Origin of the sequence: Sphingomonas palmae (assembly GCF_900109565.1) — a bacterium.
GTDB lineage: Bacteria > Pseudomonadota > Alphaproteobacteria > Sphingomonadales > Sphingomonadaceae > Sphingomonas > Sphingomonas palmae.
The window spans coordinates 97681-110349 of record NZ_FNZZ01000003.1 but is presented as its reverse complement, the minus strand read 5'-3'; the positions used below and the strand labels follow the sequence as shown (position 1 = coordinate 110349).

The 12669-nt window shown below is 64.8% G+C and carries 16 protein-coding genes; 11 read left to right on the top strand and 5 right to left on the bottom strand.

Annotated features, from left to right (window positions below):
* Positions 1 to 33 precede the first annotated feature (33 nt).
* Positions 34 to 1320 carry a cytochrome b gene (locus BMW51_RS08390; RefSeq protein ID WP_093005400.1) on the bottom strand — a complete coding sequence of 429 codons (1287 nt, stop codon included), beginning with the start codon at positions 1318 to 1320 and terminating at the stop codon, positions 34 to 36.
* Positions 1321 to 1330: 10 nt separating this feature from the next.
* Positions 1331 to 1918 carry a ubiquinol-cytochrome c reductase iron-sulfur subunit gene (gene petA, locus BMW51_RS08385; RefSeq protein WP_093005398.1) on the bottom strand — a complete coding sequence of 196 codons (588 nt, stop codon included), beginning with the start codon at positions 1916 to 1918 and terminating at the stop codon, positions 1331 to 1333.
* A 176-nt stretch (positions 1919 to 2094) separates the two neighbouring features.
* Between petA and BMW51_RS08380 the strand changes: the two genes are divergently transcribed.
* From BMW51_RS08380 to BMW51_RS08370, 3 genes are read left to right on the top strand one after another with little or no spacing between them, the layout of a single operon-like run.
* Positions 2095 to 2544 (top strand): tRNA (cytidine(34)-2'-O)-methyltransferase, encoded by a 450-nt coding sequence (locus BMW51_RS08380; protein ID WP_093005396.1) that lies wholly within the window; start codon positions 2095 to 2097, stop codon positions 2542 to 2544.
* Positions 2545 to 2596: 52 nt separating this feature from the next.
* Positions 2597 to 3439: an oxygen-dependent coproporphyrinogen oxidase gene (gene hemF, locus BMW51_RS08375; protein WP_093005394.1), complete on the top strand. Its 843-nt coding sequence runs from the start codon at positions 2597 to 2599 to the stop codon at positions 3437 to 3439.
* A gap of 4 nt (positions 3440 to 3443) precedes the next feature.
* On the top strand, positions 3444 to 4037 hold the full coding sequence (locus tag BMW51_RS08370; protein WP_093005392.1) for a GNAT family N-acetyltransferase: 594 nt from the start codon (positions 3444 to 3446) through the stop codon (positions 4035 to 4037).
* Here BMW51_RS08370 and BMW51_RS08365 read toward each other — a convergent pair.
* On the bottom strand, positions 4007 to 4753 hold the full coding sequence (locus BMW51_RS08365; protein ID WP_093005390.1) for a hypothetical protein: 747 nt from the start codon (positions 4751 to 4753) through the stop codon (positions 4007 to 4009). The two genes, BMW51_RS08370 and BMW51_RS08365, sit on opposite strands and share 31 nt — an antisense overlap.
* A complete protein-coding gene (locus BMW51_RS08360) occupies positions 4750 to 5601 on the bottom strand; it encodes a DUF7847 domain-containing protein (protein ID WP_143051837.1) in 852 nt (283 codons plus the stop codon). Before BMW51_RS08360 ends, BMW51_RS08365 begins: the two co-directional genes overlap by 4 nt.
* Positions 5602 to 5738: 137 nt before the next feature.
* On the opposite strand from BMW51_RS08360, the gene lipB reads away from it, so the two are divergent.
* The 3 genes from lipB to BMW51_RS08345 all read left to right on the top strand — a co-directional run bounded on the left by lipB (position 5739) and on the right by BMW51_RS08345 (position 7756).
* Entirely contained in the window at positions 5739 to 6404 is a 666-nt protein-coding gene (gene lipB / locus BMW51_RS08355) for a lipoyl(octanoyl) transferase LipB (protein ID WP_093005963.1), read from the top strand.
* A 92-nt stretch (positions 6405 to 6496) separates the two neighbouring features.
* Positions 6497 to 6775, top strand: a complete 279-nt coding sequence (locus BMW51_RS08350) for a hypothetical protein (protein WP_093005386.1) — start codon at positions 6497 to 6499, stop codon at positions 6773 to 6775.
* Positions 6776 to 7072: 297 nt separating this feature from the next.
* Complete coding sequence (locus BMW51_RS08345; protein WP_093005384.1) at positions 7073 to 7756, top strand: hypothetical protein; 684 nt, start codon at positions 7073 to 7075, stop codon at positions 7754 to 7756.
* Between the two features lie 697 nt (positions 7757 to 8453).
* Here BMW51_RS08345 and BMW51_RS08340 read toward each other — a convergent pair.
* Positions 8454 to 8702 (bottom strand): DUF2171 domain-containing protein, encoded by a 249-nt coding sequence (locus BMW51_RS08340; protein ID WP_093005382.1) that lies wholly within the window; start codon positions 8700 to 8702, stop codon positions 8454 to 8456.
* 89 nt (positions 8703 to 8791) lie between these two features.
* On the opposite strand from BMW51_RS08340, the gene BMW51_RS08335 reads away from it, so the two are divergent.
* The 5 genes from BMW51_RS08335 (at position 8792) to BMW51_RS08315 (ending at position 12585) form a co-directional block, all read left to right on the top strand.
* Entirely contained in the window at positions 8792 to 9028 is a 237-nt protein-coding gene (locus BMW51_RS08335; RefSeq protein WP_093005961.1) for a hypothetical protein, read from the top strand.
* Positions 9025 to 9234 carry a hypothetical protein gene (locus BMW51_RS08330; protein WP_093005380.1) on the top strand — a complete coding sequence of 70 codons (210 nt, stop codon included), beginning with the start codon at positions 9025 to 9027 and terminating at the stop codon, positions 9232 to 9234. The genes BMW51_RS08335 and BMW51_RS08330 overlap by 4 nt, the downstream gene beginning before the upstream one ends.
* Positions 9235 to 9239: 5 nt before the next feature.
* Entirely contained in the window at positions 9240 to 10289 is a 1050-nt protein-coding gene (locus BMW51_RS08325; RefSeq protein ID WP_093005379.1) for a ribonucleotide-diphosphate reductase subunit beta, read from the top strand.
* A gap of 193 nt (positions 10290 to 10482) precedes the next feature.
* Complete coding sequence (locus BMW51_RS08320; protein ID WP_093005377.1) at positions 10483 to 11922, top strand: AAA family ATPase; 1440 nt, start codon at positions 10483 to 10485, stop codon at positions 11920 to 11922.
* A 69-nt stretch (positions 11923 to 11991) separates the two neighbouring features.
* The gene (locus tag BMW51_RS08315) at positions 11992 to 12585 is read left to right on the top strand and encodes a hypothetical protein (protein ID WP_093005375.1); all 594 of its coding nucleotides are present in this window, start codon (positions 11992 to 11994) and stop codon (positions 12583 to 12585) included.
* Positions 12586 to 12669: the final 84 nt, after the last annotated feature.

Here is a 12669-nt window from a genome sequence, read left to right as displayed (position 1 = left end):
GTGTTCTGTATCCCCTTTTCGTCGCTGCTCGGCTCAGCCGGCCATCGCTGTCTTGGCGGGCGAGGTGCCTGCGTGCTTCGCCAGCACCGCCTCAGTGATCGAGTTGGGCAGCGGGCGCGGACGCTCGGACGCCGAGATCAGCGGCAGGATGATGAGGAAGTGCGCGAAATAATAACCCGCCGCGATTTGCCCCATGATGACGTTGCGCGCGGTCGCCTCCGCACCGCCGACGTAGCCGAGCACCAGAATGTCGAGCAGCAGCACGACGAGGAACCAGCGGTAGGTCGGGCGATAGTTGGCGGAGCGTACCGGCGACGAGTCGATCCACGGCAGGAAGAACAGCAGCAGGATCGAGCCGAACATCGCGAGCACGCCCCACAGCTTCGCCGGCAGGATGAAGTCGGCGGTGAAGCTCTTGAGGATAGCGTAGAACGGCAGGAAGTACCATTCGGGCACGATGTGCGCCGGGGTCGAGAGTGGGTTCGCCTCGATGTAATTGTCCGGGTGGCCGAGCAGGTTGGGCGAGAAGAAGATGAGGGCGGCGAAGATCAGGAAGAACACCGCGACGCCGACGCCGTCCTTGGCCGTGTAATACGGGTGGAACGGCACCGTGTCCTGCTCGCCCTTCACGTCGACGCCGGTCGGGTTGTTCGACCCCGGGATATGCAGCGCCCAGATGTGCAGGATGATGACGCCCGCGGTGACGAACGGCAGCAGATAGTGGAGCGAGAAGAAGCGATTCAAAGCGGCATTGTCGGGCGCGAATCCGCCGAGCAGCCAGATGCGGATCGTCTCACCCACCAGCGGGATGGCCGAGAAGAAGCCGGTGATGACCTGCGCGCCCCAGAAGCTCATCTGCCCCCAGGGAAGCACGTAGCCCATGAACGCGGTCGCCATCATGAGCAGGAAGATGACGACGCCGAGCAGCCACACCATCTCGCGCGGCGCCTTGTAAGACCCGTAGTAGAGCCCGCGGCCGATGTGGATGTAGACCACGGCCAGGAACATCGACGCGCCGTTCGCGTGCGCGTAGCGCAGGAACCAGCCCGCGTTCACGTCGCGCATGATGCTCTCGACCGAGCCGAACGCGACCGCGCCGTTGGCGGCGTAGTGCATGGCGAGCACGACGCCCGTCACGATCTGGCACACCAGCGCCGCGCCCGCGAGCACGCCGAAGTTCCAGAAATAGTTGAGGTTGCGGGGCACCGGATAACCGGCGCCGATCGCGTTGTAGACGAGGCGTGGCAGCGGCAGCTTCTCGTCCACCCACCGCATCAGCGGCTGCTTCGGCTCGTAATGCTTGGCCCAGGGAAAGCTCATGGCTGCTACCTCAACCCACCGTCACGACGGTGTCAGAATTGAACGTATATTCGGGAACGACCAGGTTCTTCGGCGCCGGCCCCTGACGGATGCGCGCGGCGGTGTCGTAGGCCGAGCCGTGGCACGGACAGAAGTAACCGCCGAACGGACCGCGGTTCTCGCCCTCGCCCGCGCCCAGCGGCACGCAGCCCAGATGCGTGCAGACGCCCAGTGTGATCAGCCAGTTCTTCTTGCCCGCCTTGGTGCGCTCTTCCAGCGTCTGCGGATCGCGAAGCGACGACACTGGCACCGCATCGGCCTCGGCGATCTCCTTCGGCGTCAGGTTACGCACGAACAGCGGCTGCTTGCGGAAGCTCGCCTTGATCGCCTGCCCCGGCTCGATCTTGGAGATGTCGATCTCGGTCGTCGACAGCGCGAGCACGTCGGCCGAGGGGTTCATCTGGTTGATCAGCGGCAGCACGATCGCCAGCGCGCCGACGCCTGCGAACGAGACGGCGGCGATGTTGATGAAGTCGCGACGGCGCGGGTCGTGGAAGGTATCGTCCGCGAGGAGCGCGGGGTCCTCACCCGGAGGAAGCCGATCGTCGACAGTCGCCATTCACACGAGCCCTTGCATTGCCCTGCGGGGCACGTGGCGAGCAATGGACGCCCGCGTACCCCCCTTCGCGGCCGGCCATCCCCTTGGCCGGTCCTCTCATGGCCTGATAGCCAAGCCCTCCGCGCTTTGCCAATCCCATTTTGCGGATGCGGAAAGACCGGGGTAATGATCCCGTCATGCGGATCGCACTGTTTCAACCCGATATCGCGGGCAATGTGGGGACGATCCTGCGGCTCGCCGCGTGCATGGATGCGGGTGTCGACCTGATCGAGCCGATGGGCTTTCCGTGGAGCGACCGTGCGCTGGCGCGGGCGGGCATGGACTATGCCGCCGCTGCGCAGGTGACGCGCCACGTCGACTGGGACGCGTTCCTCGCCGCCTCGCCCGCGCGACTGGTGCTGGCGACCACCAGCGGCGCGGTGCCGTACACCGAGGCGCGCTATGCCGCCGACGATGTACTGCTGTTTGGGTCGGAGAGCGCGGGCGTGCCCGCCGACGTTCACGCGCGCGCCGACCTGCGCGTGCGGGTGCCGATGCGTAGCGGTATGCGATCGCTGAACGTCGCGGTGTCGTGCGCGATGATCCTGGGCGAGGCGATGCGGCAGACCGACGGCTGGCCCGCATGAGACATTCTGCCGCCTCGACGTAAGGCGCCCTCGCCCGCTAAGGCGCTGCGCCATGTTCCCACTCGACGACCAACAGACCCAAGCCCGCACCTGGTTCGAGCATCTGCGCGACCTGATCTGCGCCGAGTTCGAGGCGATCGAGCGCGAGGCGGGGTCGGATGCGACGTTCGACTATATCGCCTGGGATCGCGCCGACCCGTCGGGTGAGCCGGGCGGCGGGGGTGTGCGCGGCGTAATGAAGGGCCGCGTGTTCGAGAAGGTCGGCGTCAACGTGTCCACGGTCGGCGGCACGTTCGAGGGCGAGTTCGGGCGCACGATCCACGGCGCGGGCGAGGATCCGCGCTTTTTCGCGACCGGCATCAGCCTGGTCGCGCACATGGCGAACCCGCACGTGCCCGCGGTGCACATGAACACGCGCTTCCTGCGCACGACCAAGCAGTGGTTCGGCGGCGGCGCCGATCTCAATCCGCCGCTGCCGGTCAAGGGCGACACCGACGACTTTCACGCAACATTGAAGGCCGCGTGCGACGCGCACGACGCGGGCTATTATCCGCGCTTCAAGGAATGGGCGGACGAGTATTTCTACATTCCGCATCGCAAGGTGCACCGCGGGGTCGGCGGCATCTTCTACGATCATCTCGAGAACGATTTCGCGCGCGATCTGGCGTTCACACAGGACGTCGGCCGGGCTTTTCTCGACACTTACCCACGGATCGTGCGTCGGCGCATGAACGACGCCTTCACCGCCGACGACGTGGCCGAGCAGCGGCGCTGGCGCGGACGCTATGCCGAGTTCAACCTCGTCTACGATCGCGGCACGTTGTTTGGGTTGAAGACCGGCGGCAACATCGACGCGATCCTGATGAGCCTGCCCCCGGTCGCGAACTGGGACTGACTCGGTGGCGCTGATCCCGGTGCCCGAAGGCGATCTGGCGACGATCGTCACCACGCTGGAGATGACGCGCCGACCGCCGCTGCGCCCTACCCCGCCGTCGCGGCTGCGGCTGGTGCGCTGGATGGAACCCACGCCGCCCAAGTACCGCGAATTGTTCCGCCGCGTCGGGCAGCGCTGGCTGTGGTATTCGCGGCTGGTGATGGATGACGCCGCGCTCACCGCGATCATCCATGATCCGCGGGTGCAGGTCTTCGCCGCGATCGACGCTGCCGGGATCGAGGTCGGCATGGTCGAGCTGGATTTCCGGCACGAAGGCGCGTGCGACATCGCCTATTTCGCGCTGGTGCCCGAACTCGCCGGGCAAGGGCTGGGACGCTGGTTGATGGCGGAGACGATGGCGCGCGCCTGGGTGCGTGGCGTGACCCGTGTTGCGCTCAACACCTGCACGCTCGACCACCCGTCGGCGCTCAATTTCTACCGTGCGCAGGGCTTTGTCGCGATCAGGCGCACGATCGAGACCTTTCCCGATCCGCGCGGGCTCGGGTTGCTGCCCGAGGACGCGGCGCCTCAGCTGCCCTTTCTCGCCAGCCGGATATAGGCCGCGACGCCGATCATCAGCACGGAAAGGTGGTACGCGCCGCCGAGCAATGCGATTCCGCCGTCGACGACGCTCAGCACCAGCGGATTGTCGTTGCCGGGTGCGCGCAGCCACTCGTCGGCGGACAGGAGCGGCACGATCGCGAGCCATTGCAGCAGGAACACCGACACGACCGCGCCGGCGAGTGCGAACCCTGCCCCGCGGGTCGCGCGCCACGAGGTGCGGATCGCAGGCACCACGCGCTGTCCCGGTGCACGCGCGAGCAGCGGGATCACCGCCGATAGCCTCCCTTGCACCCACAATCCGGGCAGCACGAACAGCCACATGCTCATGCCGACCGGCACCGCGATCAGCAGGCTGGCGAGGATGAACGCGACCAGCCGCGTTCCCGCGGTGCGCAGCGCGCCCGCTACCACCGGGCGATCGGGGTCGAGCAGCAGGATCGCGATCGCGGCGAGGCCGAACACGCTGACCGCGTCGGCGAGCAGGTACCAGATCGCGTTCGTCTGTCCCCAGACGCCGACCTGCGCGATCCACGCCTCCAGCATCGGCTGATCGCGCGGGGGCGGCGGCAGCGGCGGCAAGGGATCGCACAGCAATTGCACCGCGAAGGCGGGGAAGACGACGAGCGGCAGCGCGATGCGCAGGATCAGGTCGGCCTGACGCCGGAACAGCGACCAGGCATCGGCGAGCAGCCGCGAGAAGGTGAGTGTCATGGTTCGAGCGGCGCGTCCGTCACCGGCTCTTCATGCTCGCGCGCGGCGACGTAGAAACGCGCGTAGAACACCGTCTGCACCACCGTCAGCAGCGCGGTGACCGCGGACGAGGCGACGCCGGTCACGAACGTGACGCCGCCGGGAGCGTCGGGGCCGAGCAGCAGCCGCGCGGCGATCCCCGCGATCAGCGTCGCTGCCATTACCGCGACGATCACGACGATGCCGTAGAGGATGATCACGCCGACGAGCCGCAGCGTCGAGCCGCGCGTCAGGCGGAAACTGCGCGCGAACGCCCCCAGCCCGCGACGCTCGTTCACGATCACCGCGAACAAGGGCGCGATCTTGGCGGTCAGCCACAGGCCGACGATCAGCGCGAGCAGCCCGATCACCCCCGCCAGTTGAAGCGCACTGCCGCTCGCGCGCGCCAGATCAAAGCGACCGGTCGCGGGATTGAACGTCGCGCCCGCGTGCATGATCAGCAGCGTGATGGGGATCATGACGACGAACAGGACGACCATGACCAGCGCGATCGCGCCCAGCGCCGGCAGCAGCCGCGCGAACGCGATCCGCGTCGCCTGCGCCGCATCGACCTCGGGGTCGCTCGCCACCGCGGTGATCGCGAGCACGCCCGCAATCAGGATGATGCTGGCCGCGATCGAGGCGAGCGAGGATACGAACGCCAGCGGCGTGCCGGGCGTCGCCGCGCTGCTCACCGCGGCGCTCACGACGCCGGGCACGAACAGGAACAGGATCGCCAACCGCGCCAGGATGCCACTGCGCCCCTGCAGCACATCGACCGTGCGGTCCCACACCAGCCCCATGCGGACCCCCATGCGCGTGCCTGCCATCGTCACCCCCGTTGTTCGCCGCCGCGGCGTAGCCGATCCGCCGCGCGCATGCCAGCCGGGCAGGAGGCGCGCGTTCGCCCGCGATGACGCCGGTCGCATCATTGCCATTGCGGCAACCGCATCGCATCTGGGGCGGCGTGAACGGACTTGACGATATCGAATGGCGCGTGACGCCGGGGCTGACGCCGTACGACCAGTCGCTAGCCGAGATGGAGGCGCGCGCCGCCGCGGTCGCGGCGGGCGAGGCGCGCGAGCTGATCTGGCTGCTCGAACACCCGCCGGTCTACACCGCGGGGACCAGCGCCGACCCGGCCGAGCTGGTCGACGCGCGCTTTCCGGTGATGCCGGCGGGGCGCGGTGGGCGCTACACCTATCACGGGCCCGGTCAGCGCGTCGGCTATCTGGTGCTCGACCTGAACAAGCGCGGGCGCGACGTGCGCTGCTTCGTCCACGCGGTCGAGGGATGGGTGATCGCGGCGCTGGCGCATGTCGGGATCGACAGTTTCCGCGCGCCCGGCCGCATCGGCATTTGGACGCACGACCGATCGGGACAGGAGGCGAAGATCGGCGCGATCGGGATTCGCGTGCGCCGCTGGGTCACGCTGCACGGCTTCGCGGTCAACCTCTCCCCCGACCTGTCGCATTTCGGCGGGATCGTACCGTGCGGGATCGCCGATTATCCGGTCACGAGCGCGCAAGCGCTTGAAAAACCGACCAGCCATGCAACCTTCGACGCCGCGCTGGCGTTCACCGCCAGACCTTTTCTCCAAAGCCTTTCTTGTCACGGTGAAATCGAGGCTTGAGGGGTGGTCGCGTACCGATTACCATCGTACCTGATTTGGGTAATTCCACGACCCCAACGGTCTCCAAATCTTATAGTCTAGGGAGCAAATTCATGCGTGCCATCATCACCAAGGTTCTGACCGGCTCGGCACTCGCGGCAGCCGCCCTCGCGGTTTCGGCGTGCGGTTCGAAGACCGAGACCACCACCGACAACACCATGATCACCGACATGAACGCCACCGAGGGCATGGACACCATGTCGGACAACATGACCGCCGTCGACGGCAGCATGAACGGCGGCATGATGGCGAACGACACGATGGGCGCCGGCATGGGCAACGACATGATGATGTCGAACACCATGACCACGACCACGACCAACGCGATGTAATCTGCCCTTCGGGCACTTACGATGCGAAAGGCCGTCCGGGCGACCGGGCGGCCTTTTTCGTTGTCCGATCGATCCACGTCGGCGCCTTCCCGACAGCAGGGAATATTGATCGCGATCAAGGTGCGAGAGCGACGAGGTCGCACGCACGCGGGCTCGAATCGTTTCGATCCCGTCTCCGTTTTGCGACGGAACGCCAGCAAATCGTGGCAGAAATCGCTTGGGCGCATTAACCAACGTTGGTAAAAGCCGGACCCATCAGGGCGCGAGACGGGGTCGCGCGGGCGAGGAGTTCGGAACATGGGGTTGGTTCGGTTCGTCGGCGTGTGCGCCGCAACCGTGTGCGCGTTGTCCAGCGTATCGGCGTCCGCGCAATTCTATCTGCAGCACAAGGACCTGAGCGGTGCCGCGATCACGGGCACAGAGCCCGACGTGGGCATGGCCCTGCCCGGCGCCACCGACGCCGAGCAGCGCGCGGGTGTGGCGTGGAACATGCGCGCCGCGCTCAACGTCGCCGCGCTGCAATGCCAGTTCGAGCCGACGCTGCTGACGGTCGACAAATACAACGCGCTGCTGACCGACCATGAGGACGAGCTCAAGTCTTCGTACGACACGCTGACCAAATATTTCCTGCGCACCGCCAAGACCAAGAAGGAAGGCCAGCAAGCGCTCGACCAGTTCGGCACCCGTACCTATTCCAGCTTCGCGACGGTCAATTCGCAGTTCAACTTCTGCCGCGTCGCGGGCGACATAGGACGCGAGGCGCTGTTCAGCCCGCGCGGCCAGTTCACCCGCCTGTCGCTCGACCGCATGCGCGAGCTGCGCAACAGCCTGACGCCGTGGGGCGACCAGGCGATCGTGCGCACAGGCCGCCCCCTGCCCGCGACGCTGCCGCGGTTCGAGAAGATGTGCTGGAAGGGCAGCGACTATAACGTCAAGAAGTGCGGCGACCCGCTGGTCCCGGTCAAATACGCCGCTCGTTGAAGCGAGGCGCGACACCTGCCGCGTGATCGCGGCAGGGTAGCGGGCGACGAGAATTCCAGCCGTGGGCACGCGCCGAAGTTCTTAGTGCACCGAAATAGCAAAGCGCCCGCCCAAGCGCGATGATGCGGATCGGCGGTCGAAGCCCGACCAGCATGCCTTCGCCTGCTGCTCCAACCCTCGCCCTCGTCGAGACCAGCCTTCAGAGCCGCAGAGAGCGACCCCGCTCATCGCCGCTGCGTTGAACGCACCTCGCTCAGGTTGCGCGCTCGTCGCCAAACCCGACTCGACAACACACGGAACATAGCGGGTACATCCGTCCGCCTGCCAGTAGCCCAGCTCCCGCGCACGTCACAACGGCACTCACTATATCTAGCGGGCGATCCCGCCAGCCACACCTACATAGCCGATTTGTGCACAGAAAAACGTCGCTGCGAGCCTCGGAGCGGGGTGGTGATGCAGCCCGCTTTCCCGTATCATCCGCGGGCAGGTCGGCGAGCGTCTCGCCGCCTCGCACCGGGAGCAGACGTTGGTCGAATCGAGCCGAGACACGATGCACGCCGCTGCGCACTCCGCGCGCATCGCGCTGCCGTGTGCACGCTGCGGTCGATCGATGCGGCGCACAACGAAAGCCCCGGCCCGCCTGCCCGCTCTGGACACGCGAACCGGGGCTGCACGTGCCCGTAATGGGCGTCGTGCGTTACTCCGATTCCTCGAACTGCACCGCCTCGGCGCCGTTCGCCGACAGCCGCACCTTGCCGTCCTCGACATCGGCGACGAGGCCGATCGAGATGTAATGGTGCTTCGCGCCCTGCCCGTCCTGTGTCTGCGGCGAGTCGTTCTTGGTCAGCTTGATGCGGTCGCCCTGAACGTGGTCGACCGTGCCGACGTGGGTGCCGTCGGCACCGATGACTTCGGCATGTTCCTTGATCTGGCTGGCATCGACCATCGTGTCACTCCTTGCTTGATGGGTTCGGGGGCGCAACGCACGACCCGGCCGTTGGTCGCATCGCCCGCACACGCTTCGGTGCGCGCGGCATGAGCTGGCAGATCATCATCATGTACGCGGTCGCAGGCGTGCTCGCGCTCGTCGGCGCAGGCCTGCTCCTCGCGCTCACCCGGCCGAGCGGCCCGGCCAAGGTCTATGTGTTCCGCATGGTCGGCATCATGCTGCTGTCGGGCGGCGCGGTGCTGGCGATGAGCGCGGCGGCGATGCAGCAGTGGAGCAGCGAAGACGCGGCGTTAACCCGAAGCAGCGAGAGCGACGCACTGTGAGGCACCCGCTCGCGCTTCTCGCCACCGCGGCATTGCTGATCGCGGGCGCGCTGCTGTTCGCGCTCGGGCTCGTGCAGCTGCGCCGCCGCCACCTGCCGCGCGCGCTCCCTGCCCGCGCCGCGCTTACGGGTGCGCGCGATTGTTTTCTCGGCGCGCTGACGCTCGGCGTCGCCGGCCACCACCTCAACACCATCCTGTCGGAGTAAGCCCCATGTCCCTCCTCCACGCGTCCAAGCAGTACAAGCCGTTCGAATACCCTTGGGCGTTCGAGTTCTGGAAGCGCCAGCAGCAGCTCCACTGGCTGCCCGAGGAAGTGCCCTTGGGTGAGGATTGCCGCGACTGGGCGCAGAAGCTGACCGATCACGAGCGCAACCTGCTGACGCAGATCTTCCGCTTCTTCACGCAGGCCGACGTCGAGGTGCAGGATTGCTACCACGAGAAATACGGCCGCGTGTTCAAGCCGACCGAGATCAAGATGATGCTGACCGCGTTCAGCAACATGGAGACGGTGCACATCGCCGCCTACAGCCATCTGCTCGACACGATCGGCATGCCCGAGAGCGAGTATGGCGCCTTCCTCGAATATGCCGAGATGAAGGACAAGCATGACTACATGCAGAACTTCGGCGTCGACTCGGACGAGGATATCGCGCGCACGCTCGCCATGTTCGGCGGCTTTACCGAGGGTGTGCAGCTGTTCGCGTCGTTCGCGATGCTGATGAACTTTCCGCGCTTCAACAAGATGAAGGGCATGGGGCAGATCGTCAGCTGGTCGGTGCGCGACGAGAGCCTGCACTGCGAAGGCATCATCCGCATGTTCCACGCCTTCTGCGCCGAGCGGCAGTGCCTGACCAAGGCGGTCAAGGACGACATCGCCGACGTGTGCCAGACGACGATCCGGCTGGAGGACAATTTCATCGACCTGGCGTTCGAGATGGGCCCGGTCGAGGGAATGAAGCCCAAGGACATCAAGAAGTACATCCGCTACATCGCCGACTGGCGCATGGGGCAGCTGGGCCTGAAGCCGATCTACATGATCGACGAGCACCCGATCCCGTGGCTCACCCCGCTGTTGAACGGCGTCGAGCACGCCAACTTCTTCGAAACCCGCGCGACCGAATATTCGAAGGCCGCGACCAAGGGCCAGTGGAACGACGTCTGGGACGCGTTCGACAAACGCAAGAAGGCGAAGGACGCGAAGCCGGCGAACGAGGACGTGGTGGCTGAGGCGGATATGTTTGGTGGTGTGGCGGCGGAGTAAGGCGAGCCGCGCAAGGGGTTAGCGTCAGCTAACCCCGAGCGACCCCGCGGCTCGCCCGGCCGGCGGCGCCATAGCGCCGACCGACGACGCGGGCCTTGCCCGCGGCGGAAACTGTGAGGAATGCTCTTTGACTAACCGACCTAGCCTCGCGAAAGACAAATAGCACAAGTTAAAACCTTCAACGAGGCGTTGAATGCCCCTGTCCAAGGAAGTCAAACTACTTTTCGATAAGTGGGACGCCAACAACGGCTGGCCTAAAAGGCTAGAATGGCTTTCAATTAAGGGTGTTCGAGGCTGGCAAGGCGAGAGAATCGATTTCAACTTTCCATTAATCGCCATTGTTGGAGAGAATGGAACCGGAAAGAGTACTGTTCTACAGGCCGCTGCATCGGTTTATAAATCTCCTGGAACAACTGATCGGTTCGCATCTGATTTCTTCCCGGACACAGCCTGGGACACGCAAACCGGGGTTGAGTTGCGCTACTCCGTGCGCGAGGGCGAGTCGTCTAGGCAAGGTAGCGTTCGGAAGCCGTCGGGACGCTGGCGCGGAAACCCCGAGAGGCGCGAACGTGCTATTGTCTACATGGATTTATCACGCCTTCAACCGGTGTCCACGAGGGTAGGATACGCTCGAATAGCGCGCGCCGGAGTCAAAGAGACTTCAGCGACGTTGTACTCTGATAATGCCGTTAAGCGCCTCACGGCGGTCTTGGGACGTTCATATACAGCCGCCAAGTCGGCTCTTTCGTCCGTTGACAAAGTGAGACAGGTTACCGTTCTGTCTTCAAACTCGGCAAGTTATTCTGGCTTCCACCAAGGGGCTGGAGAGATGACCATAGCCGATATGATGAGCGTGGATTTTCCTGCTAACTCACTTGTTTTAATCGATGAGATTGAGACAGCCCTTCATCCTCGGGCGCAACGAAGACTGGTTCGAGATTTAGCTTCGATCGCACGAGAAAAAAGCGTGCAATTCATCTTTTCTACTCATTCCCCCTATGTTCTAGAGGAACTACCCGAGAGAGCTCGTATACAGATTTCAAATTCGTCGGGCGGAAAGACAGTGCTGAGGGGGGTAACGCCCTACTTCGCAATGACTAAGATGGATGATGTTGCACACTACGAAGCAGAAATATTTGTTGAAGACGAAGCAGCGAAGGCACTAGTCGAGGAGGTACTAGCTGCACGTTTGCAAGACCGCTTTCCGACGATCTTAGTGACCCCTTGCGGCCCAGCGTCAGTTGCAAAGATGCTGGGACAGATGAAAGCTGCTGATAGATTTGCCCGACCGACAAGCGTATTTCTAGATGCAGATCAAGAGGCCGCTCCAGGATGTGAGATCCTTCCTGGCGACGGCCTTCCGCCTGAGAAACTGGTTTTTGAGGCAACAATATCGAATAATTTTGGTGCGATACCTGAAATGCTTAAACGAGACTATTCGGAAGTAGCGTCAGCGATCAGCCAAGCAGTTACGATTGATGATCATCATAAATGGGTAAAGGCGGTATCCAACGCTATACGCGTACCTGAACAGTCTGTTTGGCAAGCGATGGTTGCTGATTGGGTGAGTGGAATGATGACGCAAACGGACGCGGATAAAATAGTTAAGCCCGTATCGAAACTTTTTCAGTAGCCTTCTACATCTGTCCTACACACCCCGATCCCGCATACCTCACCTGCTCCTCTCACACGGAGCACACACATGGCCGCTCGCCGTACCGCCGCCGCTCGATCAACCGGGCATGACCTCGCACATGACAACGTCACCGACCTGCCGCTGCCCCCGCCCGTGCCGGTGCGCGTGCGCGCCGATGGCTGGACCGCCGAGCGGCAGCGGACCTTTCTGACCGTCTTGGCGGAGACGGGTTCGGTCAGCGCGGCGTGTCAGGAAGCGGGGGTGTCGTCGCGCTCCGCCTATCGCCTGCGTGCGCGGCCCGATGCCGAGGGCTTCGCGCGCACCTGGGATCAGGCGCTCAAGATCGCGACGGTGCGCCTCACCACGCTCGCGTTCGAGCGCGCGACCCGCGGAACCGTCCGCGAGGTGTGGAAGGACGGCACGCTCGTCCAGACGACGCGCGAGCCGAGCGACCGGCTGCTCGTCTTCCTGCTCCAGCATCTGCTGCCCGCCGGAAAGCCGGGCGACCGCTGGGACGGATTCGAGGCGATGACCGATGCCGCGCGCGGCACCTTCCAGCGCTCGCTCGGCACGCTCGGCGATCACGCGTGCGAGATGGTGCCGACGCTGGTGCAGGATTACTCCCCCGACGAACCGAAGGACTGCCGGGACGCGACGTGAGGTCGCACGTGCGATTGTCGCGCGATCGGCTCGAACGTCCCAAAGCCCCTACGCACGCGCGCACATGCGTAGGGGTGTGACTTT

What these genes read in the sequence shown, in the direction of transcription:
- BMW51_RS08390 (WP_093005400.1), bottom strand. Translation starts at nt 1,320, where the DNA reads ATGAGCTTTCCCTGGGCCAAGCATTACGAGCCGAAGCAGCCGCTGATG.
- petA (WP_093005398.1), bottom strand. Translation starts at nt 1,918, where the DNA reads ATGGCGACTGTCGACGATCGGCTTCCTCCGGGTGAGGACCCCGCGCTC.
- BMW51_RS08380 (WP_093005396.1), top strand. Translation starts at nt 2,095, where the DNA reads ATGCGGATCGCACTGTTTCAACCCGATATCGCGGGCAATGTGGGGACG.
- hemF (WP_093005394.1), top strand. Translation starts at nt 2,597, where the DNA reads ATGTTCCCACTCGACGACCAACAGACCCAAGCCCGCACCTGGTTCGAG.
- BMW51_RS08365 (WP_093005390.1), bottom strand. Translation starts at nt 4,753, where the DNA reads ATGACACTCACCTTCTCGCGGCTGCTCGCCGATGCCTGGTCGCTGTTC.
- BMW51_RS08360 (WP_143051837.1), bottom strand. Translation starts at nt 5,601, where the DNA reads ATGGCAGGCACGCGCATGGGGGTCCGCATGGGGCTGGTGTGGGACCGC.
- BMW51_RS08350 (WP_093005386.1), top strand. Translation starts at nt 6,497, where the DNA reads ATGCGTGCCATCATCACCAAGGTTCTGACCGGCTCGGCACTCGCGGCA.
- BMW51_RS08345 (WP_093005384.1), top strand. Translation starts at nt 7,073, where the DNA reads ATGGGGTTGGTTCGGTTCGTCGGCGTGTGCGCCGCAACCGTGTGCGCG.
- BMW51_RS08340 (WP_093005382.1), bottom strand. Translation starts at nt 8,702, where the DNA reads ATGGTCGATGCCAGCCAGATCAAGGAACATGCCGAAGTCATCGGTGCC.
- BMW51_RS08335 (WP_093005961.1), top strand. Translation starts at nt 8,792, where the DNA reads ATGAGCTGGCAGATCATCATCATGTACGCGGTCGCAGGCGTGCTCGCG.
- BMW51_RS08325 (WP_093005379.1), top strand. Translation starts at nt 9,240, where the DNA reads ATGTCCCTCCTCCACGCGTCCAAGCAGTACAAGCCGTTCGAATACCCT.
- BMW51_RS08320 (WP_093005377.1), top strand. Translation starts at nt 10,483, where the DNA reads ATGCCCCTGTCCAAGGAAGTCAAACTACTTTTCGATAAGTGGGACGCC.
- BMW51_RS08315 (WP_093005375.1), top strand. Translation starts at nt 11,992, where the DNA reads ATGGCCGCTCGCCGTACCGCCGCCGCTCGATCAACCGGGCATGACCTC.